Genomic DNA, 22,490 nt, shown 5'->3' on the forward strand with positions numbered 1-22,490 from the left:
CCGGCTCAGCCCGCGCGCCCGCCGGCCCGCACGCCCGCCAGCGCGGCGCCGCAGGTGCGCAGCGCCGTCTCCAGCACCTCCGGGCGGCGTGCCGGGTCCATCATGTTGGGGCCCATCGCCGCCAGGTCGTCCAGGGTCGGGGCGAGCAGCCGGACCCGGGTGCCACCGGCCCGCAGCAGCCGGGCCTCGCGGAGCATCTGCCGGGTGACCGCGCGCCGGTAGCGGCTGACCAGGTGGGCGAGCACGCCACGGGGCCGGTCGCCCTCCCGCCGCCGCTGGGCGGCCGACCTGCCGCCCGACAGCGAACCGGTGTCGCCGACCGGCCGGATCCGCACCGCCATCGGGGCCAGCACGAACACCTCGTCCAGGTCGCGCCCCGCCAGCAGGTCGGCGTTGGTGGCCGACCAGGCGCCGCCGTCGATATAGCGGTGGCCGTCCACCGCCACCGGGGCGAACCAGCCGGGGATCGCGCAGGACGCCATGACCGCGTCGGCCACCCCGGCCGGCGGGGAGTCCGGGTCGCCGAAGACCACCCGGCGGCCGGTCTCGTAGTCCACCGCGACCAGCCGCAGCCCGGGGCGCTCCGACCAGCCGTCCCCGGCCGGGACCAGCGCCCGCACCAGGTCGCCGATGGGCGCCACCGAGCCCCGGCCGGGCGGGACGAAGGCCGACACCACGGTCAGGAACGGGTAGTCGCGCGGGTGGAGGAAGGTCTGCCGCAGCAGGCCCGGTGAGCCGATGCCGGGCCGGGGGCGCGGCGGCAGGGCGCCGCCCGCCGCCGTGTCGTAGTCGAAGTCCACCCCGACCAGCGGCCCGCTGGCGATCGGCCGGCCCTGCTGGTGGTCGCGCAGTTCGTCCGGACCGACGCCGGAGGCCAGCAGGGTGCCCAGGATGGCACCGGCCGAGGTACCGAGGACGACGTCGGCGCCGCCCGGGTCCCAGCCGGTCGCCTCGGCCACCGCACAGAGCGCGCCGACGGTCCAGGCGGCCCCGAGCATGCCGCCGCCGCCGAGCACCAGGCCGCGCCTCGGCCCCTCGGGGGAGGTGCCGCCGGACCGCGCCGAGGCGCGGCCCGCCTCCGGGTCTCCGATGTCGGACACATCCGTCACCATGCGCCTGCCACCCTTCCCCGGCCTTCCGGGTCGCCGGTACCGCCGGTCCCATCGACGGTAGCCGCTGGGCCGCCCCGGACGGCCGACGCCACCCGTGGGCCGGGGTGGACCATCGCGTGACTTCCGTCTCGCGGAGCACTGCGGCCCTCCCCTACCGGCACGGGCCACCCGGACAGCCGACCCCACCCCTGAGCCCAGGCGACCCCCCTCGCGGAGCACTGCGACCCCCCACGCGCAGGCCCCGCACGCCCGGCACACCACCCCTGAGCCACAGTGACCCACCTCGCCAACCGCTACGCCCTTCCCCGCCCGACACGGGCCCCCCGAACGGCCCACACCACCCCTGAGCCAAGGTGACCCATCGAGTGACCCCGCCCCGCGAAGCACTGCGCCCCTCCCCGGAGCACACAACCCGCACAGGCCGCGCACGCCCCGGCGGCAGCGCGGCGAATCACCCGGATAGGTGAAATACAGCCCGCTGCCGCCCGCCCGCCGATCCGCCGTTGCACAGCGCAGCCGGCCGCCGGTAGCAAGGACCCCGTCAACCGCCGACTGCCGCCACGGGGGTGCCGAGCATGGCCGATTCCGCAGGGTCCGCCGCCCTGACCGTTCCGCTGCCCGAGATCCGACCGCTGCTGCCGGGTCCGCCCGGCGCCCACTGCCCGACGCGACGGCCGTCCCCCGCGCCGGGTGGTGCGGCGGCGCGGCTCGGCCGCCTCCATACCGGGCGGGCGCACCACACCCGGGTCCGGCGGCCCGCCGGCCCGCACTGCGCGCCGCCGCGCAGCGACCTCAACGGGCTCGCCACCCGCTTTGCGCTGCGGCTGGTGGAGGTCCTGGCGGGCGCCCGCCCGGCCCGGCAGCTGGCCCGGCACACCACCCACACCGGGTACGGCGAGCTGACCCGGCTGGTGCAGCAGGGCACGCTCCGCCCGGAGACGGGCAGCACCCGCCCGGTGGTGCGCCGGGTGTATGACAGCGCGCCCACGCCCGGCGTACTGGAGGTCTGCGCGCGGGTGGACACCGGCCCGCGCACCCGGATGGTGGCGTTCCGGCTGGAGTTCCATCCCCGCTCGCAGCAGTGGCAGTGCGCCGCCGTGGAGACCCGCTGAGACAACGGCGGAGGGCGCCACCCCGGCCTCTGCCGGGGTGGCGCCCTCCACCACGCTGCTCTACTTCTTGCGGCGACGACCGCCCTTGGCGGCCTTGCGGCGCTCGGCGCGGGTCATCCCGGCCTCGGGGTCGTCCTCGACCGAGTCGTCGGCGAACTCGCCCTCGACCACGCCGCCCTCGCCGTCCACCGACGGGGCCGTGTAGTGCAGGCGCTGCCGCTGCGGCGCCTCCAGACCCTTGGCGCGGATCTCCGGGCGGGCGTCCTCGGCCTTCTCCAGCTGCACCGGGGTGGCGTCCTCGACCGGGACCTCCTCGACCTGCTGCTCCACCTGGACCTCCAGGTTGAACAGGTAGCCGACGGACTCCTCCTTGATGCCCTCCATCATGGCGCCGAACATGTCGAAGCCCTCACGCTGGTACTCGACCAGCGGGTCGCGCTGGGCCATCGCCCGCAGGCCGATGCCCTCCTGGAGGTAGTCCATCTCGTAGAGGTGCTCCCGCCAGCGGCGGTCGAGCACCGACAGCACCACCCGGCGCTCCAGCTCACGCATGATCTCCGAGCCGAGCTGCTCCTCGCGGGCGGAGTACTGCGCGTGGATGTCCTCCTTGACCGCCTCTTCGATGAACTCGGCGGTCAGACCGGCCGAGCCGCCGGCCTCCTCCTCCAGCTCCTCCAGGGAGAGGGTGACCGGGTAGAGCTGCTTGAGGGCGGTCCACAGCTTCTCGAGGTCCCACTCGTCCTCGAAGCCCTCGCCGGTCGCGGCCCGCACATAGGCGTCGACCGTGTCCTCCATGAAGTGGCCGATCTGCTCCTGGAGGTCCTCGCCCTCCAGGACGCGGCGGCGCTCGCCGTAGATGACCTCGCGCTGCCGGTTGAGCACCTCGTCGTACTTGAGGACGTTCTTACGGATCTCGAAGTTCTGCTGCTCGACCTGGGTCTGCGCGGAGGCGATGGCGCGGGTCACCATCTTGGACTCGATCGGCACGTCCTCCGGGACGTTGGCCATGGAGAGCACCCGCTCGACCATGCCGGCCTTGAAGAGCCGCATCAGGTCGTCGCCCAGCGACAGGTAGAAGCGGGACTCGCCCGGGTCGCCCTGACGGCCGGAACGGCCGCGCAGCTGGTTGTCGATCCGGCGGGACTCATGCCGCTCGGTGCCGAGGACATACAGGCCGCCGAGCGCCTGCACCTCCTCCTGCTCCGCCTTGACCTGTTCCTTGGCCTTCTCCAGGGCGGCGGGGAGCGCCGCCTCGTACTCCTCCGGGGTCTCCGAAGGCGACAGGCCGCGCTGCGCCAACTCGGCGGCGGCGAGGTGGTCGGGGTTGCCGCCGAGCTGGATGTCGGTGCCACGGCCGGCCATGTTGGTGGCCACGGTGACGGCGCCCTTGCGGCCGGCCTGGGCGACGATCTGCGCCTCCCGCTCGTGCTGCTTGGCGTTGAGCACCTCGTGCGGCACCCCGCGCTTGCGCAGTTCCTGCGAGAGGTACTCGGACTTCTCGACGGAGACGGTGCCGACCAGGACCGGCTGGCCCTTCTCGTGCTTCTCCACGATGTCCTCGACCACCGCGCGGAACTTGGCGGGCTCGGTCTTGTAGATCAGGTCGGGCTGGTCGACACGCTGCGGCGGCTTGTTGGTGGGGATGGGGACCACGCCGAGCTTGTAGATCTGGTGGAACTCGGCCGCCTCGGTCATGGCGGTACCGGTCATGCCGCCGAGCTTGTCGTAGAGGCGGAAGAAGTTCTGCAGGGTGATGGTGGCCAGGGTCTGGTTCTCGTTCTGGATCTCCACCCCCTCCTTGGCCTCGATCGCCTGGTGCATGCCCTCGTTGTAGCGGCGGCCCGCCAGGATGCGGCCGGTGTGCTCATCGACGATCATGACCTCGCCGTTGACGACGACGTAGTCCTTGTCGTTCTTGTAGAGCTCCTTGGCCTTGATCGCGTTGTTGAGGAAGCCCACCAGCGGGGTGTTCACCGACTCATAGAGGTTGTCGATGCCCAGGTAGTCCTCGACCCGGCCGACGCCGTCCTCCAGGATGCCGACGGTGCGCTTCTTCTCGTCCACCTCGTAGTCGCGGTCCCGCTTGAGGCGCAGCACCAGCTTGGCGAAGTCCGCGTACCACTTGGTGGCCTGGTCCGCCGGGCCGGAGATGATCAGCGGGGTGCGGGCCTCGTCGATGAGGATGGAGTCGACCTCGTCGACGATGGCGAAGTTGTGGCCGCGCTGCACCAGCTCGTCCTGCGCCCAGGCCATGTTGTCGCGCAGGTAGTCGAAGCCGAACTCGTTGTTGGTGCCGTAGGTGATGTCCGCGCCGTACTGCTTGCGGCGCTCGGCCGGGGCCATGTTGGCCAGGATCACGCCCACGTCCAGGCCCAGGAAGCGGTGCACCCGGCCCATCCACTCCGAGTCGCGCTCGGCGAGGTAGTCGTTGGTGGTGATGAGGTGGACGCCCTTGCCGGTCAGCGCGTTGAGGTACGCCGGAAGGGTGCCGACCAGGGTCTTGCCCTCACCGGTGCGCATCTCGGCGACATAGCCGAGGTGGAGCGCGGCGCCACCCATCAGCTGGACGTCGTAGTGGCGCTGGCCCAGCACGCGCTTGGCCGCCTCACGGACGGTGGCGAACGCCTCGGGCAGGATGTCGTCGAGGTCCTCGCCATCGGTCAACCGCTGCTTGTACTCGTCGGTGAGCGCCCGCAGCTCGGCGTCCGTGAGGTTGACGAAGTCCTCTTCGATGGAGTTGACCTGGGCAGCAATCCGCTGCAGCTTGCGAAGGATCTTTCCTTCACCGGCGCGCAGGATCTTGTCGAAGACGGACACGTGAGCGGGCTCCTTGCCTGGACTGGCACTCGACTTCGGGCGCACGACTGCACGGCGGAGCTTCCCCACCGCACCGGCCATCGTATGCGAGGAGACACGCGGGCCGGGAGGTCCGTCACCACCGCGATCCCGTGTCACCCGGGCGGGCAATCCACCCACGGCCATCCTTGCCGGGCGAAACGGGCGGCGCGGCACCCGTGCACACCACGAGGACGTACGGCGCGGCCCCCGTGTTCCCGGGTGGACCACGCCCGGGGCGACCGGGTTCCGGAGGCTGTCCGCGTCCCCCGGGAATCCGCTGTCCCGCCCGTACCGCGCTCGGCGATACTCGGCCCATGGAACCCGTGATCTTGGAAACCCCCCGGCTTGTGCTGCGCCCGCTGGGCGCCGGGGACACCGAGGCCGTCCACCGGGCGTGCCAGGACGAGGAGATCCAGCGCTGGACGACGGTCCCGTCCCCCTATCTGCCGGTCCACGCGCGCGACTTCGTGGAGCAGATAGCGCCCGACGGCTGGCGGGACGACACCCTCTACAACTGGGGCAGCTTCACCCGGGAGGGCGGCGCCCTGGTCTCCTCCGTGGGCCTCTCCTTCCCCGCCCGCGCCGGGGTCGCGGAGATCGGCTACTGGACCGCCCGGGAGCACCGGGGGCGCGGGTACACCGCCGAGGCCGTCGCCGCAGCCACCCGCTGGGCCTTCACCGCGCTGGGTGTCCAACGCCTGGAGTGGTACGCGGAGGCGGGCAACGAGGCGTCCCGGGCGGTCGTCGAGCGGGTGGGCTTCACCTTCGAGGGGACGCTGCGCTCGTATCTGCTCCACCGGGGGGAGCGCCGCGACGCCTGGGTGGGCGCGATGCTGCCCACCGACCCGGTCCGCGACCCGGCGGTCGGCTGACCGCCCCCCGTCCCGGCCGCCCGGCCGGGTTGTCAGTGGCTCCGTCTACGCTGCGGGACATGACCGTCGCGCTGCCGCCGAAGCCCCTTGCCGCCCTCTCCGCCGACGAGGCACGCCGCATCGCGCTGCGCGCCCAGGGGATGCTGGGCGTGCCCGACCGGCGGGGCGGGGTGCGCGGGGTGCTGCGCCGGCTGGGCGCGGTCCAGCTGGACACCATCTCGGTGCTGGCCCGCTCGCATGAGCTGGTGCCGTACGCCCGGCTGGGCGCGGTGGGCCGCTCCTCCGTGGAGGCGGCCTACTGGGGGGCGGGCACCAGCTTCGAGTACTGGTCGCATGCCGCCTGTGTGCTGCCCATCGAGGAGTGGCCGCTCTTCGCCTTCCGGCGGCGGGCGTTCACCGCCCGGGGGCGCCGCTGGCACACGATGGCGGATGCCGAGCGGTCCTGTGCCGAGGTGCGGGCACGGCTGCACGCCGAGGGGCCGCTGACCTCCACCGACCTCGGCGGCGCCCGCAATGGCGGCCCCTGGTGGGACTGGTCGGAGACCAAGATCGCCACCGAGTGGCTGCTGGATGTCGGCGAGGTGGTCTGCACCGAGCGCCGAGGGTGGAAGCGGGTCTACGACCTGGCCGAGCGGGCGGTCCCGGCGGAGTTGCTGGCGCAGCAGCTCGATGACGAGACCTGCCTGCGGCGGCTGGTCGGCCAGGCCGGGACCGCGCTGGGCGTGGCGACCCGGGCCGACCTGGCGGACTACCACCGGCTCAAGGGCGAGCAGGTGGACGCGGTGGCGGCCGACGCCGGGCTGGTGCCGGTGGAGGTGCAGGGGTGGGGCCGCGACGGCGGGCCCGGATCGGCCTGGGCGGACCCTGCGGCGCTGGCGACCACGCCCCGTGGACGCCACCGCACCACCCTGCTCTCCCCGTTCGACTCGCTGATCTGGGACCGGGCCCGCACCGAGCGGATCTTCGGCTTCGCACACCGCCTGGAGGCGTATGTCCCCAAGCCCAAGCGGGTGCACGGCTACTTCGCGATGCCGCTGCTGGCGGGCGGCCGACTGGTCGGGCGGGTCGATCCGGCTCGCGAGGGACGGGTACTGATCGCCCGTCAGGTGTCCGTGGCGTCACCCGCCGCAGTCGCCCCGATGGCACAGGCGCTGCGGGAGGCCGCCGACTGGGTGGGCTGCGACGAGGTGAAGGTGGAGCGGGTGGTGCCGGAATCCCTGGCAGGCCCGCTCACCGCAGCCGTGTCGGCGGGCTGACCGGCCCGTCACCCTATTTCGAGGATCTTCTCCCGCATCGCATAGACCACCGCCTCCATCCGGGAGTGCAGCTGGAGCTTCTCCAGGATGTTGCGCACATGGTTCTTCACCGTGTTCTCACTGATGAAGAGCTCCTTGGCGATGTCCCGGTTGTTCATCCCGGTGGCCACCAGCTTGAGCACTTCCAGCTCCCGGTCGGTGAGCCGGGGCGCGGGCACCAGCGGCCGCTCGTCGCTGCGCTGCTGGATCATCGACTTGAACTCGGTGAGCAGCTTGGCCGCCATCGACGGGCTGATCTGCGACTGGCCGTCCGCCACGGCCCGGATCGCGGTGGCCACCTCGTCCGTGGAGATCTCCTTGAGCAGGTAACCGGTGGCCCCGGCCTTGATGGCCTCGTAGAGGTCGGCCTCCTCGTCGCTTATCGTCAACATGATGATCTTGGCGCTGGGCGCCACGTCCTTGATGGCGGTACATGCCTCGATGCCGCTGCGGCGCGGCATGCGGACATCCATCAGGATGATGTCGGGCAGCAGGTCGGCCGCCTTCTCGACGGCCTCCGCGCCGTCCCCGGCCTCTCCCACCACCTGGATGTCGTCCTCCTGCGCCAGGACGATCTCCAGACCGCGCCGAAAGAGGGCGTGGTCGTCGACCACAAGTACTCGAATCGGCTCCCCGCGCGCCCCGCGCGGCTGCTCGGACGGACCGGCGGCGGCCGGCCCACCCCTGTCGACGGGCCCCATGCTGAAACGCTCCCCCATCCGCTCCTCCCCCTCGCGGCCGGTGCGAAGGCCGCGTGACTGGTCGGGCGCCCCTCGTGCTGCTCGGGGACTGGCGCCATCATTCCACGGCGGTCGGGCGTTGCGATCATCCAGCGGTCTGCACATCCCTGCTCGCGCGCTCCGGCGCATGCGCCGGGTCCATGGCGTCCACGGGCCCGGCGCCTATGCGTCAACTCCCGTACGCCCGAGGGGAATCGGGCGCGCGGCCCGGTCCGGTCGACTACTCCTCGTCCGCCTCGCCGAGCGCCCCACCCGCGCCGCCGACCGCGCCGTTCGGTGCGGAGCCGTCGGCCTTGAGGTGGATCACACCGTAGTTGTAGCCGTGGCGCCGGTAGACGACGCTCGGCATCCCGGTGTCGGTGTCGACGAAGAGGTAGAAGTCGTGACCGACCAACTCCATCTCGTAGAGAGCCTGGTCCAGCGCCATCGGCGCGGCGGCGTGGACCTTCTCGCGGACGACGAGCGGCCCGTCGCCCTCCACCTCCAGCGACCCGATCCGGGTCCTGGTCACTTCGCCCTCCTGCTCACCGGCAGCGGGGGCGGTCTCCGGCAGTGCGGCCAGCGCCGCAGTGGCCGCGGCCACGCTCATCGGGGTCCGGCCGGTGCCTCCCTTGTGCACCCGTCGCCGGTCGGCGGCCTTGCGCAGCTGTGCGTCCAGCCTGGCGGTCGCCAGGTCCAGCGCGGCGTACGCGTCGCCGGCACATGCCTCTGCACGGATCACCGGACCGCGGGTGCGCACCGTGATCTCGACGCGCTCGCTGCGGTCCGCCTGGCGCGGGTTGCGCTCCTTGGACACCTCGACGTCGAGGCTGATCACCTTGCCGTCGAACTTCTGGATCTTCTCCAGCTTCTCGGCCACGTGCTTGCGGAACCTCTCGGGCACCTCGGTCTTGCGGCCCTTGACGACGATGTCCACGCAGAACTCCGTTCCCTTGCGCTGACGCCGGGCGGGGCCAGGCCCCGCGCGGCCCACTGAGTACGCAGCGCGCCCGCCCTCCGGTTCACCCCGCGCCCGGGACAGCGGGCGGAAACTGCTCCTCTCACCACTTCCTCCCCACCAGGGACGGCTGAAACCCCATGGAACACCTCCCCCGAGGTTTCCGCCTCCTCGATGCCCGACGGGCGCAGCAGCCCGCCCGGCGGCCGTCGGCGGCACGGCTCCACCGACCGGACACCTGTTCCGAGACCGAACGTAGCCTCCCGCGCCTCAAAGCACAGCAGTTCGGTATGGAGTGCCTTCTTTCGGATGAACGTCCGAGGAATCGGTCGCGGGCCGCGCCGCCCGACCCCACCCTGGTCCGCAGGCCCTGCCGAACCCGATCCGCCGCACCGAGGGGAGCACCCATGGACCCTGCCGCCGCCCCGCGACCCGCCCGACCACTGGACGCCCTGCTGGATCTGCTGCTCCCCGGCCGCTGCGCCGGGTGCGGCAGTGACGGCGGCCAGCTCTGCACCCGCTGCCGCGCCGCACTGGAGACCGCCCCCGGCCACCCGGTCCGGCCGGATCCGCCTCCGCCCGGCCTGCCCCCGGTCTACGCCGCCACCGAGTACGCGGGCCCGGTCCGGGGCCTGCTGCTGGCCCACAAGGAGCGCGGCGCGCTGCGGCTGGCCGACCCGCTCGGCAGGGCGCTCGCCACCGCCGTGCACGCGGCGGCCGCCGACGGCCTCACCGGCCGCGCCCCCATCCCGCTGCTGCTGGTACCCGTCCCCTCCGCCCGCCGCGCGGTGCGCGCCCGGGGCCATGACCCGGTGCACCGGCTGGCCCGCGTCGCCGCCCGGGAGCTGCGCCGGGCCGGCGTCCCCGGGCGTGCGGCTGCGGTGCTGCGGCCCGTCCGCCCGGTGGCGGACCAGGCCGGGCTCGGCGCCGCCGACCGCCGCCGCAACCTCGCCGGAGCGCTGGCCGTACGGCCGGGAGCGGCGGCCGGGCTGCGCCACCGGCAGGTGGTCCTGGTGGACGACCTGGTCACCACGGGTGCCACCCTGGCCGAGGCGGCCCGCGCCCTCGGAGCCGTCGGCGCGCAGGTACCGGTGGCAGCCACCGTCGCCGCCACCGCCCGCCGGACCGGCGGGACCGGCCGCCCGGACCGAAACCGCACGGACCGAACCCGCACGGACCGAAACCACCCGGACCGAAACCGCACAGGCCATGCCCGCAGAGACCATGCCCGCCCCCGGTAGTCGGGGCCCGGGTCGTCGGCAGCCGGGGCGCCGCTCAGCCCGGGTAGACGGGGGCCGTGGCGTCGCGGGCCACCGCACGCCACTGGCCGTTGGGCCCCAGACGGTAGATCTTGTGGTCCTTGGCGTCCGCGTAGACCGCCGCCTTGGGGTCCTCGCAGGCGGCCACCCGGGTCATGCCGTCGATGGCCTGGAGGGTGGTCTCCTCGGCGGCCGATCCATCGACGCCCACCAGCTGCGGATGCTTGACGCCCTCCGCCTCCTTGCCCAGCACCACCAGCTGGTCGCTGTCCGCCCAGGAGACTGCGGTGACGTCCACCAGCTGCGGCGCCACCGGACGCAGCCCGGTGATCAGCACCTGCGGCTCGTCCTCGGTGCCGGCGTGCTGCACCAGGCCCATCTCCACGGTCCGCAGCCCGTCGGCGTTCGCCAGCAGCAGCGCCACCCGGGTACCGTCCGACGCGATCTTCAACCCCTGCACGGTCCGCCCGCCCAGGCCCTCCACCCGGACCGGATAGGGCTGCTTCCCGCGCAGCATCAGCACCCTCGGTGCGGCCGGGTTGCGGTCGGCGATCCACAGGTCGCCGCGCCCGTCCCAGCTGGGCTCGGAGAGCCCCTGGCCCTTCGGCGCGGCGCTGGTGACCGTCGTCCGCTCCAGCTTGGCCCCTTCGGTGAGGCCCACCTCGTACAGCGCGGTGCCGTCGTGCAGCACCGCAGCCGCCAGCTCGCCGTCCCGGCGCACCGCGACGGAGCCCATCCGGGCCTGCTGCTGCTCCTCGCCCAGCGGCCCGGGCACCGCCGTGCCACTGCCCGGGTCCTCGGCGGACGACAGCGCCATCAGCCGCCTGCTGCCGTTGTCCTGGTAGTACAGCCCGCCGGTCGGTCCGGCCGCGGTGAAGTCCTCGGTCTGCCGGTCGCCGACCTCGCAGCCGCGCGCGCCGTTCCGGTCGGTGACCACCACCCGGTCCACGCTGTTCGCGGCCTGGTCGGTGAAGGTGCGCAGCAACTGCACGCCCATCCGCCGGCAGGTCTCCTGGTGGCTGTGCAGGTCGCGGGCGCTGACCCGGACCGTGACGACCTTGCCGTCATCCGGCCCGACCTGCTGCGAGAGCACGGTCACCCCGTCGAAGGCCGAGGTCACGGCCGGGGCCAGCCAGCGCGACGGACCGGCGGCCAGAGCCTTGGCCGCCTCGCTGAGCGGGTCTATGCGGCGGCGCAGGTAGATCGGGTCGGGGACCAGCATCGGCGCCCGGGCGGACGGCAGGGAGGGGTCCGCCGCCGCGAAGAAGTAGCGGTTGACCCGCTCATAGACGTTGCGGAAGTTGGTCTCGTTGACGATCAGGCCGTCGGGGAGGCGGGAGATCCGCCACTCACCGCCGACCTTCTTGAAGGTGAAGGAGGCGTGGAAGACGCCGTCCTTCGGCCGGAACGCCTTGTTGGCGTCCAGCTCCGCCATACGGCTGCCCTCGACGGTCACCTGCGCCCGGGCGTCCCCCACCGTGCCCAGCCGCACCGCCGGGTTGCCGGTGAGCACCACGACCTTGGCCTCGGGGCGCCACCGCCTGGCCTGGTCGTCGGTGAGGTACTCCTTGGCGGTGGTGTAGCCGGCCTCGTCGCCGATGGTGGCGTCGAGGAAGTTCTGGAGCAGCTCCTGCGGGTCGAGGCCCTTCTGCGGATGTACCGGGAAGACCCGCACCTGCAGGTTCTGGTCGTCGCCGCGCTCGGCGGCGTTCACCTCGGACACGTCCCCGCTGTCCGGCATCGCCGCGCAGCCCGCGAGCAGCAGCACCAGCGGCAGTGCCACCGGCAGTGCGGCGGCGAGCCGCCGCCGGTCAGTCCTCCTCGGCACCGTCCCGCTCCTCCCCTGCCGCGCTCCCGGGCGCGGCCTCGGACTCGGACCCGGCGGGCCCCGGCCCGGCCGCCCCCGGTCGGCCCGTGCCGCGCTCCACCACCACATGGGCGCCGGTCGCACCGTACCCCGCAGAGCCCGCCCGCACATCGGAGGGGTCGGACGCGGGCCGCCGCGCCGCCCGTGCGCCGGGGCCCAGCCCCGGCCCTATGGTGAGCACCCCGCCCAGCCCCGGTCCGAAGCCGCTCCCGCCGTTCCCGCCGTTCTCCGGCGTCTCGGGCTGCCCCTCCCCGGCGCCGGCCGCACCGGGGCCGCCCGGGCGGGAGACCCTGCGGTACGGGGTGCCGGGGGCGCTCAGGCCACGGTTGTGCCGGGAGTCCTCGGGCTCCAGCGGGATCGGCGAGCGGCCGATCTCGCCGCCGCGGGTGCGCGGCACGGTGAGCCGGAACTGCGACCCGCCGCCGGGCTCGCCCCATGCCTGGAGCCAGCCGCCGTGCAGATGGGCGTCCTCCAGTGCGATGGAGAGGCCCAGACCGGTGCCGCCGGTGGTGCGCTGCCGGGCCGGGTCCGCGCGCCAGAAGCGGTGGAAGACCCGGGACGCTTCGCCCGGTTTGAGGCCGATGCCATGGTCACGGACGGCCACCGCGACCGAGCCGTCCCCGGAGGCCAGCCGGACCACCACATCGCGGCCCTCGCCGTGCTCCAGGGCGTTGACCACCAGATTGCGCAGGATGCGTTCGATCCGCCGGGGGTCGACCTCGGCCATCACCGGCTCCTCGGCGCCGCGTACCAGCAGCGCGCTGCCCTTGGCCTGGGCCAGCGGCTCGGCGGCCTCCACCACGCGGGCGGTGATCTCCCGCAGGTCGGCCGGCTCGGCGTCCAGGACGGCGGCGCCGGCGTCGAAGCGGCTGATCTCCAGCAGGTCGGAGAGGAGCGACTCAAAGCGGTCCAACTGCCCCTGGAGCAGTTCGGCGGACCGGGCGGAGGCCGGGTCCATGTCCTCGCGGCCCTCGTACAGCAGGTCGGCGGCCATCCGTACGGTGGTCAGCGGGGTGCGCAGCTCATGCGAGACGTCGGAGACAAAGCGCCGCTGCACCCGGGAGAGCTCCTCCAGCTGCCGGATCTGCGCCCAGAGGGCATTGGCCATCTCATTGAAGGAGTCGCCGAGCCGGGCGATGTCATCGGTGCCGGTGACCTTCATCCGCTCTTCGAGGTGCCCGGCGGCCAGCCGTTCGGAGATCCCCGCCGCCATCCGGACGGGCGTGACGACCATCCGCACCACCATCCAGGCGATGGCGCCGAGCAGCACCACCACAAAGACGCCGGCCGTGGCCAGGGTTCCGGTGACCAGGCCGAGCGTCCTGGTCTCCTGCTGGAACGGGAAGACGTAGTACAGCTGGTAGTCGGTGCCCTCCGGGCCGGTCAGCTGCTTGCCGATGGCCAGGCCCGACTCCTGGCGGGGGCTGTCGCCCTGGTCCCGCAGGATGACGGTGGGCTGCTCCTGGACGCGGCCCGGGTGGTCCGCCAGCTCCTGCTGCAACGCGTCGGGGACGGACTGCGGCAGGACATTGCCGGTGCTGCGCGGGGAGCGCACGCCGCCGGAGCTGTCGGCGGTCTCCAACTGCCCGGTGGACGGCACCAGGGCGACCACCGAGTAGACGCCCTGGCCGCTGCTGGCCAGCTGCTCGACCTGCTTGGTGATCCAGTCGCCGATGTCCTCGCTGGTGGGGTCGACGCCGCTGCCGGCCTTGGGGAGCACATCGCGCGCGGCGTCGATCTGCTTCTGCGCCACCGAGAAGCCGCCGGCCGCCTGGCTCTCCGCGACCTGCCGCTTGGCGCCCAGCAGGCCGGTGCGGACCTGCGCCATCACCACGACGCCGAGCAGCAGCACCACGCCCAGCGACAGCACCAGCGTGGTGGCGACCACCCGCAACTGGATGGAGCGCCGCCAGAGCGCCACCGCCCGCTGGAACGGCCGCCGGACCTGCCGGGCCGCCAGCGCGGCAAGCGGTATCACACCGCGGCGGGCAGCGCGCCGAGCGCCGCCCCCGGGCGCGGACTCCCCGCCCATGGGGTCGTGCGGCGGGGAGCCCTGGCCGTGCTCAACACTCACGTCAGCTGGGCCCGGCCTTGTAACCGACGCCGCGCACGGTCACCACGATCTCGGGCCGCTCCGGGTCCCGCTCGATCTTGGAGCGCAGGCGCTGCACATGGACATTGACCAGCCGGGTGTCGGCGGCGTGCCGGTACCCCCAGACCTGCTCCAGCAGCACCTCACGGGTGAAGACCTGCCAGGGCTTGCGGGCGAGCGCGACCAGCAGGTCGAACTCCAGCGGGGTCAGCGGAATGGACCGCCCGTCCCGCTTCACCGAGTGCCCGGCCACGTCGATCACCAGGTCACCGATGGTGAGCTGCTCGGGCGTGGGCTCCTCGGCGCGGCGCAGCCGGGCGCGGACCCGGGCCACCAGCTCCTTGGGCTTGAACGGCTTGATGACATAGTCGTCCGCGCCCGACTCCAGGCCGACGACCACATCCACGGTGTCGCTCTTCGCGGTGAGCATGACGATCGGCACCCCGGACTCGGCACGGATCTGCCGGCAGACGTCGATGCCGTCGCGACCGGGCAGCATCAGGTCGAGGAGGACCAGATCGGGCTTGCTCTCCCGGAACATGGCCAGTGCCTTGTCCCCGTCCGCCACGAAGAAGGGCTCGAAACCCTCTCCGCGCAGAACGATGCCCAGCATCTCGGCCAGTGCGGTGTCGTCATCGACGACCAGGACGCGTCCCTTCATGCTTCACATCGTCTCATTACTCGATCGTGACATGGCACACAGCCGTGTCATCCCGGTCACATCCACCGGGGAGACTACGCCCTTCTCGGTGACGATCGCGCTGATCAGTCCGGGCGGTGTGACATCGAAAGCCGGGTTGTACGCGGTGGCCCCCGGAGGCGCAACCTGGACCCCGGCGAATTCGGCCACCTCGTGCGCGGCCCGCTGCTCCACCACTATGGCCTCCCCGTCGGCGGTGTCCGGGTCCACCGTGGTGCTGGGCGCCACCACGACAAACGGCACCCCGTGGTGCCGGGCCAGCACCGCGAGCGGGTAGCTGCCGACCTTGTTGGCGGTGGAACCGTCGGCGGCGATCCGGTCCGCGCCCACCAGCACCGCGTCCACCTGTCCGGCGGCGAGCAGCGACCCGGCCGCGTTGTCGGCGAGCAGGGAGTACGGCATCCCGGCCCGCGCCGCCTCGTACGCGGTCAGCCGGGCGCCCTGGAGCAGCGGGCGGGTCTCGTCCACCCAGAGTCGGCGCAGCCGTCCCGCCCGGTGCGCGGCCAGCGCCACGGCCAGCGCGGTGCCCTCCCCGCCGGAGACCAGGGCGCCGGTGTTGCAGTGGGTGAGCAGCCGGTGGCCGCCGCCGGGGACCAGCCGCTCCAGCAGGGCCAGCCCGTGGTCGGCCATGGCGGCACTGGCGGCGGCGTCCTCCCGGTGCAGGGCGCGGGCGGCGGCGAGCGTGGCGGCCGAGGCGCCGTCGAGGTCGCCGGGCTTCGCCGCGAGATGCGCCTGGTGGGCATCGTAGGCCCGCCGTACGCCCAGCGCCAGATTGACGGCGGTGGGGCGGGCGCGGGCCAGCTGCTCGGCGGCGTCGCCCACCGAGCAGCCCCGGGCGGCGGCCAGCGCCACCCCGTACGCCCCGGCCAGGCCCAGCAGCGGGGCGCCGCGCACCGCCAGCCGCTGGATCGCGTCGATCAGGGTCGGGACGCCGGTGCAGACGATCTCCCGCTCCTCGGCGGGGAGCCGCGTCTGGTCGAGCAGCAGCAGGGCGGGACCGCCCGGGGAGTCGTCCCAGCGCAGCGGTCGCAGGGGTGGCAGCGCCGGTATGGAGGCGGGGGCGGCGGCGCGGTCAGCAGCGAGGTCGGCCATCGCCCCAGTCTGCACCGGGCACGTCCGCGAGCCGAACCGTGCACAGGAGGCTCTGTACCAACGCCCGGTATTCGCCCACCGGGCACCCCTCACCCGTACGGTGCAGTACGGCCGATCCGGCCATGGCACGATGGGCGCCACACGGCGCACCCCCACACCCTTTCGACCGCCGTCCGCCGACCCCGTACAAGGAGCAGCGATGACCGACACCCCGGGCTGGGCACCGCCCGGTGCGCCCGAGCCGCCCCGCGAGGACCGCCCTACCGACGGCCCCTCCGCGCCGGGGAGTGGGCCCGGACCGTCGGCACCGCAGGACGCCCTGCCGGGGCCGGGCACGCCGCCGCCGCCCGGGATGCCCGGCCCGGCCGCCGCGCCCGGTTGGCAGCCCGCCCCGGGCTGGGGGACACCGCAGCCAGGCTGGGGAGCGCCGCAGCCAGGCTGGGGGGCACCGCAGTCCGGTTGGGGAGCACCGCAGCCCGGTTGGGGCACCTCCGGTTGGGGGCCGCCGCCCGCCCCCAAGCCGGGCGTCATCCCGCTGCGTCCCCTCGGCGCCGGTGAGATCCTCGACGGCGCGGTCTCCACCGCCCGGCGCTACTGGCGCACGGCGCTCGGCATCTCCCTGGTGGTGGCGATGCTCAGCTCTGCCACCACCCTCTCGATCGACTGGGGCAGCACCAACGGCACCCTCTCCCGGACGGGGGCGTCGGTGAGCAACCTGTTCAACTACGGGGTGCTCTTCCTGGCCGGCCAGCTCGCCACCGCGCTGCTCACCATGGTGGTCAGCCGCGCCGTCCTGGGACGGTCCGTCTCGCTCCGCGAGGCATGGACCGACACCCGGCCTCGGCTGCTGTCGCTGCTCGGCCTGGTGCTGCTGATGGCGCTGATCGCGGCGGTCATCGTCGGCGTGCTGCTGGGCCCGGGCATCCTCGCCGCCGTGAACGACGCCGAACCCGCCGTCACCGGGCTGGGGCTGGGCCTCGGCGGCCTGGCGGCCGTGGCCTGCACCCTCTGGCTGGGGATCCGGTTCAGCCTGGCCGCGCCCGCTCTGATGCTGGAGAAGCAGGGCATCAAGGCGTCGCTCTCCCGCTCGGCCCGGTTGGTGAGCGGCAGCTGGTGGCGGATCTTCGGCATCACCCTGCTCGGCTCCCTGGTGACCGGCATCGTCTCCCTGGTGATCATGCTGCCGGCCACCATCGTCGGGATGGCGATCGACGGCGGCACTTTCCTGGACCCGGCCTCCACCGCCTCCCCGTCGCTCCTCACCCTGGTCTGCATCGGCATCGGCACGACGGTCGCCTCCATGCTCACCCTGCCGGTCACCGCCGGGATCAATGTGCTCCTCTATGTCGACCAGCGCATCCGCCGCGAGGCCCTGGACATCGAACTGGCGCGCGCCGCCGGACTTCCCGGCTTCGGCGACACCACCGCGAGCCCGGGAGCCTGACCCGCGTGGGCACCTGGGGGGAGAGACCGCACGCCGCCGCCCTCGGGGAGGGCGGCGTGCCGGTCACCGTGGGGCGCGACGCGGCCCGGGAAGCGGCCCGCCATGAGCTGACCGACCCGGCCTACCACCGCGACGACCCGTCCCTGCTGGAACGGCTGCTCAACTGGGTGTGGCGGCAGTTCGACCGCATGCTGGAGCAGGTCGGCGGCAGCGCCCTCGGCGGCCGGACCGCGCTGGTGGTCTTCCTGGCGGTCCTGCTGCTCGCCGGCCTCGCCCTGTGGTGGCGGCTCGGCGCACCCCGCCGGGCCGCGCGCACCGCCGGCGCGATGCTCTTCGACGACCGGCGCCGCACCGCCGCCGAGCACCGCGCCGCCGCCGAACGGCACGCCGCCGCCGCGCAGTGGGCCGACGCCGTACGCGAACGCATGCGCGCCGTCGTACGGGCCCTGGAGGAGCGCGCGATCCTGGACGAACGCCCCGGCCGCACCGCCGACGAGGCTGCGGCGGAGGCCGGCCGTGTCCTGCCCGACCACGCCGATCCACTGCGCCGCGCCGTCCGCACCTTCGACGACACCACCTACGGCGGCCGGCCCGGCGACGCAGAGGCGTACCAGGAGATCGCCGACCTCGACTCCGCCCTGCAACGCGCCCGCCCGGCGTCCACCCCCGCCCCGGCGGCGACCGGCAGCGGAGGCCCCGCATGACCAGCACCGCCCCCACCTCGCCCGCGCCCACCGCCCCCGCGCCCACCGCGCCCGCGTCCACCTCGCTCGCCCCCACCGCCGCCCGGCTCTGGCAGCGCTGGCGCGGACTGACCGCCGCCGCCCTGGTCCTGGTCCTCGGTGGCCTGCTGTACGCCGGGCTCCGGGGCGACACCCGGTACCCGCCGCTGGACCCGCGCTCCGCCGCCCACGACGGCGCCCGCGCCATCACCCGGCTGCTGGAGCGTCAGGGCGTCGCGGTGGACACCGCCCCCGGAGCGGGCAGGGCCCTGGACGACGGCCGCCCCACCACGGTGCTGCTCACCGGCGCCGAGACGCTGACCCGCCGCCAGCTCCAGGAGCTGGGCCGCACCGTGCACACCGGCGGCGGCCGTATCGTGCTGCTCGCCCCCGGCCCGGCCGAACTCGCGGTGCTCGCCCCCGGCACCCGCATCGCCGGGCCTGGCGGCAACGACGACGACGCGCCGATGGTGCCCTCCGCAAGCGCCGCCCCGGGCTGCGCGCTGCCGGAGGCCCGCCGGGCCGGCACCGCCGAACTCGGCGGCCTGCTCTACAACCCGGCCGCCCGGGCCCAGGGCTGCTACCCCCGCCTCGGCATGCCCGCGCTGGTGTGGAGCCCCGAGGGCGCCGGCGACACCGTGGTCCTCGGCTCCGGACGGTTCCTCACCAACGACCGGCTCGACGACGACGGCAATGCCGCCCTCGCCCTCGGCCTCCTCGGTGCGCACCAGCGGCTGGTCTGGTACCTCCCGGACTACGACCACTCCGGAGCGTCCGACGGCGACCAGTCCCTGCTCTCGCTGCTCCCCGCCGGCTGGCGCTGGGGCCTGCTCCAGGCCACCGTCGCCGCCCTGCTCGCCGCCCTCTGGCGAGCCCGCCGCCTCGGCCCCGTCGTCGCCGAGAACCTCCCCGTGGTCGTCCGCGCCGCCGAGACCACCGAGGGCCGGGCCCGCCTCTACCGCCGGGCCAGGGCACGCGGCCGGGCCGCCGACGTGCTGCGGGCCGCCGCCCGCTCCCGGCTCGGCGCCACCCTCGGCCTCCCGACCCGTCCGGAGCCCGACCCGGCCGCGCTGGCCGCCGCCGTCACCGCCCGCCTCCCCGGGGACCGCACCCCCGCCGAGGTACACGCCCTGCTGTACGGTGCGGCCCCGGCCGACGACGCCGCCCTGCTGCGGCTCGCCGACGATCTGGACACCCTGGAAAGGCAGGTACGACAGCCGTGACCGAGCACGACGCCCGGCCCCCGCACCCCCTCCTCACGGACACCGCCACAGACGCTGGCCGGACCGGCGACCCCCGGCAGGCCCTGGAGGCGCTGCGCGCCGAGATCGGCAAGGCCGTCGTCGGGCAGGACCCCGCCGTCACCGGCCTGGTCGTCGCCCTGCTCTGCCGTGGCCATGTGCTGCTGGAGGGCGTCCCCGGCGTGGCCAAGACCCTGCTGGTACGGACCCTCGCCACGGCACTGCGGATCGGCACCAAGCGCGTCCAGTTCACCCCCGACCTGATGCCCGGCGATGTCACCGGCTCCCTGGTGTACGACGCCCGCACCGCCGAGTTCTCCTTCCAGCCCGGCCCGGTCTTCACCAACCTGCTGCTCGCCGACGAGATCAACCGCACCCCGCCCAAGACCCAGGCATCCCTGCTGGAGGCCATGGAGGAGCGGCAGGTCAGCGTGGACGGCACCCCCCGCCCGCTGCCCGAGCCCTTCATGGTCGCCGCCACCCAGAACCCGGTCGAGTACGAGGGCACCTACCCGCTGCCCGAGGCCCAGCTGGACCGCTTCCTGCTGAAGCTGATCCTGCCGCTGCCCACCCGGGAGAACGAGGTGCAGGTGCTGACCCGCCACGCCTCCGGCTTCGACCCGCGCGACCTGGACACCGCCGGTGTCCGCCCCGTCGCCGGCCCCGAGGACCTGGACGCCGCCCGCGCCGAGATCGCCAAGCTCACCGTCGCCCCCGAGATCCTGGCGTACATCGTGGACCTCTGCCGGGCCACCCGCGAGTCCCCGTCCCTCTCGCTGAGCGTCTCCCCGCGCGGCGCCACCGCGCTGCTCGCCACCGCGCGGGCCTGGGCCTGGCTGGCCGGCCGCGACTATGTCACCCCCGACGACGTCAAGGCCCTCGCCCTGCCCACCCTCCGGCACCGGATACAGCTGCGCCCCGAGGCGGAGATGGAGGGCGTCACCGCCGACTCCGTCCTCCAGTCCGTCCTCTCCCACGTGCCCGTCCCCCGCTGAGCCGGTCTGAACCAGCCTGGACCAACCTGGACCAGCCGCCCCCGAACCGCCCTTAGGAGCCGCTCCCATGGCCCTCACCGGCCGCACCGCCCTGCTCGCCCTGGCCGGCGTGCTCGTCGTGGGTCTGCTCCTTCCGTCCGCCGCCGGGGTCGGCCTGGTCTGCGCGGCACTGCTCGCCGGGATCGCCGCCGACCTGCTGCTCGCCGCCCCGGTCCGCACCCTGCGGCTGGACCGCTCCGGTGACACCTCGGTCCGGCTCGGCGAGACCGCCGCCGTCACCCTCACCGTCACCAACACCGGGCGGCGGCGGCTCCGCGCCCGGCTCCGGGACGCCTGGCCGCCCAGCAGTTGGACACCCGGCACCGAACCGGCCGCCTCCCGGCACCGGCTGGACATCCCGGCCGGTGAGCGACGCCGCGTCACCACCGTGCTGCACCCCACCCGGCGCGGCGACCGCCATGCCCACCGGGTGACCGTCCGCTCCACCGGCCCGCTGGGCCTGGCCGCCCGGCAGGGCTCGCACACCGTGCCCTGGGCCGTGCGGGTGCTGCCGCCCTTCGCCAGCCGCAAGCACCTGCCCTCCCGGTTGGCCCGGCTCCGCGAACTCGACGGCCGCACCTCGCTGCTGGTACGCGGTCAGGGCACCGAGTTCGACTCCCTGCGCGAGTACACCCCCGGCGACGACGTACGGTCCATCGACTGGCGTGCCTCCGCCCGGCGGTCCGCCGTCGCCGTACGCACCTGGCGCCCCGAACGCGACCGCCACATCCTCATCGTGCTGGACACCGGCCGCACCTCCGCCGGACGCGTCGGCGACGCCCCGCGCCTCGACGCCGCCATGGACGCCGCGCTGCTGCTCGCCGCCCTCGCCACCAAGGCGGGCGACCGCGTCGACCTGCTCGCCCACGACCGGCGGCCCCGCGCCTCCGTCCAGGGACGCGCCGCCGCCGAGGTCCTGCCCTCCTTCGTCAACGCCATGGCCGTCCTGGAACCCGCGCTGGTCGAGACGGACGCCCGGGCCCTGACCTCGGCCGTGCTCAAGCGGGCACCCCACCGCTCGCTGGTCGTCCTGCTGAGCACGCTGGACAGCGCCCCCGTCGAGCAGGGGCTGCTGCCCGTGCTGCCGCAGCTCACCCGGCGCCACGAGGTGCTGGTGGCCTCCGTCGGCGACCCCCGGGTGGCGGAGATGGCCGCCGCCCGGGGCACCCTGGAGGCCGTGTACGGGGCCGCCGCCGCCGAGCAGACCCGCGCCGACCGCCGGCAGACCGGGGAACGGCTCGCCCGCCACGGCGTCACCGTCGTGGACGCACCCCCCGCCGAGCTGCCACCCGCCCTCGCCGACGCCTACCTCGCCCTCAAGGCCGCCGGCCGCCTCTGACGGCTCAGGCTCCCGCCAGGTACTCCATCTCGAACTCGGTGAACGACGGGTCGGGCGGATAGAGCATGGTCTCCCCCGTCTCGGCGAACCCCAGCCGCCGGTAGAACGCCAGGGCACGCCCGTTGTCCTCCCGTACGAAGAGCCGGACCCGCTCCGCCCCGCCCTCGGTGAACGCCCATTCCAGCGCCTCACGGACCAGCGCCTCAGCCGCCCCCACGGCCCGGCCCCGGTACTCCGGGGCCACATACACGCCCACCAGATGCACCTGCGGCTTCACGGCGTCCGGCTCCTGGAACACCGTCACCATCCCGCCCCAGCGCCCCGAACCGGCCGGCTCCAGCACATAGGTCGCCGTCAGCCGCCCGTCCGCCTGCGCCTCGGCACCGGAGCCGCACAGCGCCCGGGACTGCCACTCGGTGTCCGACTTCATCCTCTCGGTCGCGTACTGGGACACAAAGGCCGTGGGGGTGTCCTGCAACGCCTCCAGCCGCAGATCACGCAACCGCAGCCACTCATGGGCCGCCACTCGACGCACTCGGTAACTCATGGACGCGATCCTGCCATCCCGAATCCGGGCATGCGAAAGGGCCCCGTAGCCTTCCGGCTACGGGGCCCTCCCGTCAAAGATTGTTCGGCGGCGTCCTACTCTCCCACAGGGTCCCCCCTGCAGTACCATCGGCGCTGTAAGGCTTAGCTTCCGGGTTCGGAATGTAACCGGGCGTTTCCCTCACGCTATGACCACCGAAACACTATGAAGTTGACCCGGAATCGGCACGGGTCATTGCTTCAGAACT

The 22,490-nt window shown here is 74.0% G+C and carries 18 protein-coding genes and 1 rRNA gene; 9 read left to right on the top strand and 10 right to left on the bottom strand.

Annotated features, from left to right (window positions below; translation table 11 throughout):
- Positions 1–5: 5 nt before the first annotated feature.
- On the bottom strand, positions 6–1,100 hold the full coding sequence (locus C7M71_RS10430; protein ID WP_162824207.1) for a patatin-like phospholipase family protein: 1,095 nt from the start codon (positions 1,098–1,100) through the stop codon (positions 6–8).
- A 587-nt stretch (positions 1,101–1,687) separates the two neighbouring features.
- Here C7M71_RS10430 and C7M71_RS10435 point away from each other — a divergent pair.
- Entirely contained in the window at positions 1,688–2,224 is a 537-nt protein-coding gene (locus C7M71_RS10435) for an Rv3235 family protein (RefSeq protein ID WP_114914305.1), read from the top strand.
- A gap of 60 nt (positions 2,225–2,284) precedes the next feature.
- On the opposite strand, the gene secA is transcribed toward C7M71_RS10435, so the two are convergent.
- Complete coding sequence (gene secA, locus C7M71_RS10440) at positions 2,285–5,041, bottom strand: preprotein translocase subunit SecA (protein ID WP_111493677.1); 2,757 nt, start codon at positions 5,039–5,041, stop codon at positions 2,285–2,287.
- 335 nt (positions 5,042–5,376) lie between these two features.
- On the opposite strand from secA, the gene C7M71_RS10445 reads away from it, so the two are divergent.
- Both C7M71_RS10445 and C7M71_RS10450 read left to right on the top strand, forming a co-directional pair.
- On the top strand, positions 5,377–5,934 hold the full coding sequence (locus C7M71_RS10445) for a GNAT family N-acetyltransferase (RefSeq protein WP_111493679.1): 558 nt from the start codon (positions 5,377–5,379) through the stop codon (positions 5,932–5,934).
- Positions 5,935–5,993: 59 nt separating this feature from the next.
- The gene (locus C7M71_RS10450; protein WP_175607664.1) at positions 5,994–7,190 is read left to right on the top strand and encodes a winged helix-turn-helix domain-containing protein; all 1,197 of its coding nucleotides are present in this window, start codon (positions 5,994–5,996) and stop codon (positions 7,188–7,190) included.
- A gap of 8 nt (positions 7,191–7,198) precedes the next feature.
- On the opposite strand, the gene C7M71_RS10455 is transcribed toward C7M71_RS10450, so the two are convergent.
- Complete coding sequence (locus tag C7M71_RS10455) at positions 7,199–7,930, bottom strand: response regulator (RefSeq protein WP_229758649.1); 732 nt, start codon at positions 7,928–7,930, stop codon at positions 7,199–7,201.
- A gap of 259 nt (positions 7,931–8,189) precedes the next feature.
- Complete coding sequence (gene hpf, locus C7M71_RS10460) at positions 8,190–8,885, bottom strand: ribosome hibernation-promoting factor, HPF/YfiA family (RefSeq protein ID WP_111493685.1); 696 nt, start codon at positions 8,883–8,885, stop codon at positions 8,190–8,192.
- 428 nt (positions 8,886–9,313) lie between these two features.
- On the opposite strand from hpf, the gene C7M71_RS10465 reads away from it, so the two are divergent.
- Entirely contained in the window at positions 9,314–10,147 is an 834-nt protein-coding gene (locus C7M71_RS10465; RefSeq protein WP_114914306.1) for a ComF family protein, read from the top strand.
- A 34-nt stretch (positions 10,148–10,181) separates the two neighbouring features.
- On the opposite strand, the gene C7M71_RS10470 is transcribed toward C7M71_RS10465, so the two are convergent.
- Genes C7M71_RS10470 through mtnA form a run of 4 tightly spaced genes read right to left on the bottom strand, consistent with a single transcriptional unit; the run spans position 10,182 to position 15,916 of the window.
- Entirely contained in the window at positions 10,182–11,993 is a 1,812-nt protein-coding gene (locus tag C7M71_RS10470; protein WP_111492384.1) for an LpqB family beta-propeller domain-containing protein, read from the bottom strand.
- Positions 11,977–14,064: an MtrAB system histidine kinase MtrB gene (gene mtrB / locus C7M71_RS10475; RefSeq protein ID WP_114914308.1), complete on the bottom strand. Its 2,088-nt coding sequence runs from the start codon at positions 14,062–14,064 to the stop codon at positions 11,977–11,979. Before mtrB ends, C7M71_RS10470 begins: the two co-directional genes overlap by 17 nt.
- Before the next feature lie 43 nt (positions 14,065–14,107).
- Positions 14,108–14,785 carry an MtrAB system response regulator MtrA gene (mtrA, locus tag C7M71_RS10480; protein WP_111492386.1) on the bottom strand — a complete coding sequence of 226 codons (678 nt, stop codon included), beginning with the start codon at positions 14,783–14,785 and terminating at the stop codon, positions 14,108–14,110.
- Positions 14,786–14,788: 3 nt separating this feature from the next.
- Complete coding sequence (mtnA, locus tag C7M71_RS10485) at positions 14,789–15,916, bottom strand: S-methyl-5-thioribose-1-phosphate isomerase (RefSeq protein WP_114914309.1); 1,128 nt, start codon at positions 15,914–15,916, stop codon at positions 14,789–14,791.
- A 199-nt stretch (positions 15,917–16,115) separates the two neighbouring features.
- On the opposite strand from mtnA, the gene C7M71_RS10490 reads away from it, so the two are divergent.
- The 5 genes from C7M71_RS10490 (at position 16,116) to C7M71_RS10510 (ending at position 21,696) form a co-directional block, all read left to right on the top strand.
- Positions 16,116–17,360, top strand: coding sequence for a glycerophosphoryl diester phosphodiesterase membrane domain-containing protein (locus tag C7M71_RS10490; RefSeq protein WP_111495507.1), 1,245 nt, complete (start codon positions 16,116–16,118; stop codon positions 17,358–17,360).
- 5 nt (positions 17,361–17,365) lie between these two features.
- A complete protein-coding gene (locus C7M71_RS10495) occupies positions 17,366–18,064 on the top strand; it encodes a DUF4129 domain-containing protein (RefSeq protein WP_114914310.1) in 699 nt (232 codons plus the stop codon).
- Entirely contained in the window at positions 18,061–19,305 is a 1,245-nt protein-coding gene (locus tag C7M71_RS10500; RefSeq protein WP_114914311.1) for a DUF4350 domain-containing protein, read from the top strand. The genes C7M71_RS10495 and C7M71_RS10500 overlap by 4 nt, the downstream gene beginning before the upstream one ends.
- Before the next feature lie 83 nt (positions 19,306–19,388).
- Positions 19,389–20,318: an AAA family ATPase gene (locus C7M71_RS10505; RefSeq protein WP_229759097.1), complete on the top strand. Its 930-nt coding sequence runs from the start codon at positions 19,389–19,391 to the stop codon at positions 20,316–20,318.
- A gap of 67 nt (positions 20,319–20,385) precedes the next feature.
- Positions 20,386–21,696 (top strand): DUF58 domain-containing protein, encoded by a 1,311-nt coding sequence (locus tag C7M71_RS10510; RefSeq protein ID WP_111495102.1) that lies wholly within the window; start codon positions 20,386–20,388, stop codon positions 21,694–21,696.
- Between the two features lie 4 nt (positions 21,697–21,700).
- On the opposite strand, the gene C7M71_RS10515 is transcribed toward C7M71_RS10510, so the two are convergent.
- Positions 21,701–22,243 (bottom strand): GNAT family N-acetyltransferase, encoded by a 543-nt coding sequence (locus tag C7M71_RS10515; protein ID WP_111495104.1) that lies wholly within the window; start codon positions 22,241–22,243, stop codon positions 21,701–21,703.
- Positions 22,244–22,325: 82 nt separating this feature from the next.
- A 5S ribosomal RNA gene (rrf, locus tag C7M71_RS10520) occupies positions 22,326–22,442 on the bottom strand.
- Between the last annotated feature and the right edge of the window lie 48 nt (positions 22,443–22,490).

The sequence above is a fragment of the Peterkaempfera bronchialis genome, assembly GCF_003258605.2.
GTDB lineage: Bacteria > Actinomycetota > Actinomycetes > Streptomycetales > Streptomycetaceae > Peterkaempfera > Peterkaempfera bronchialis.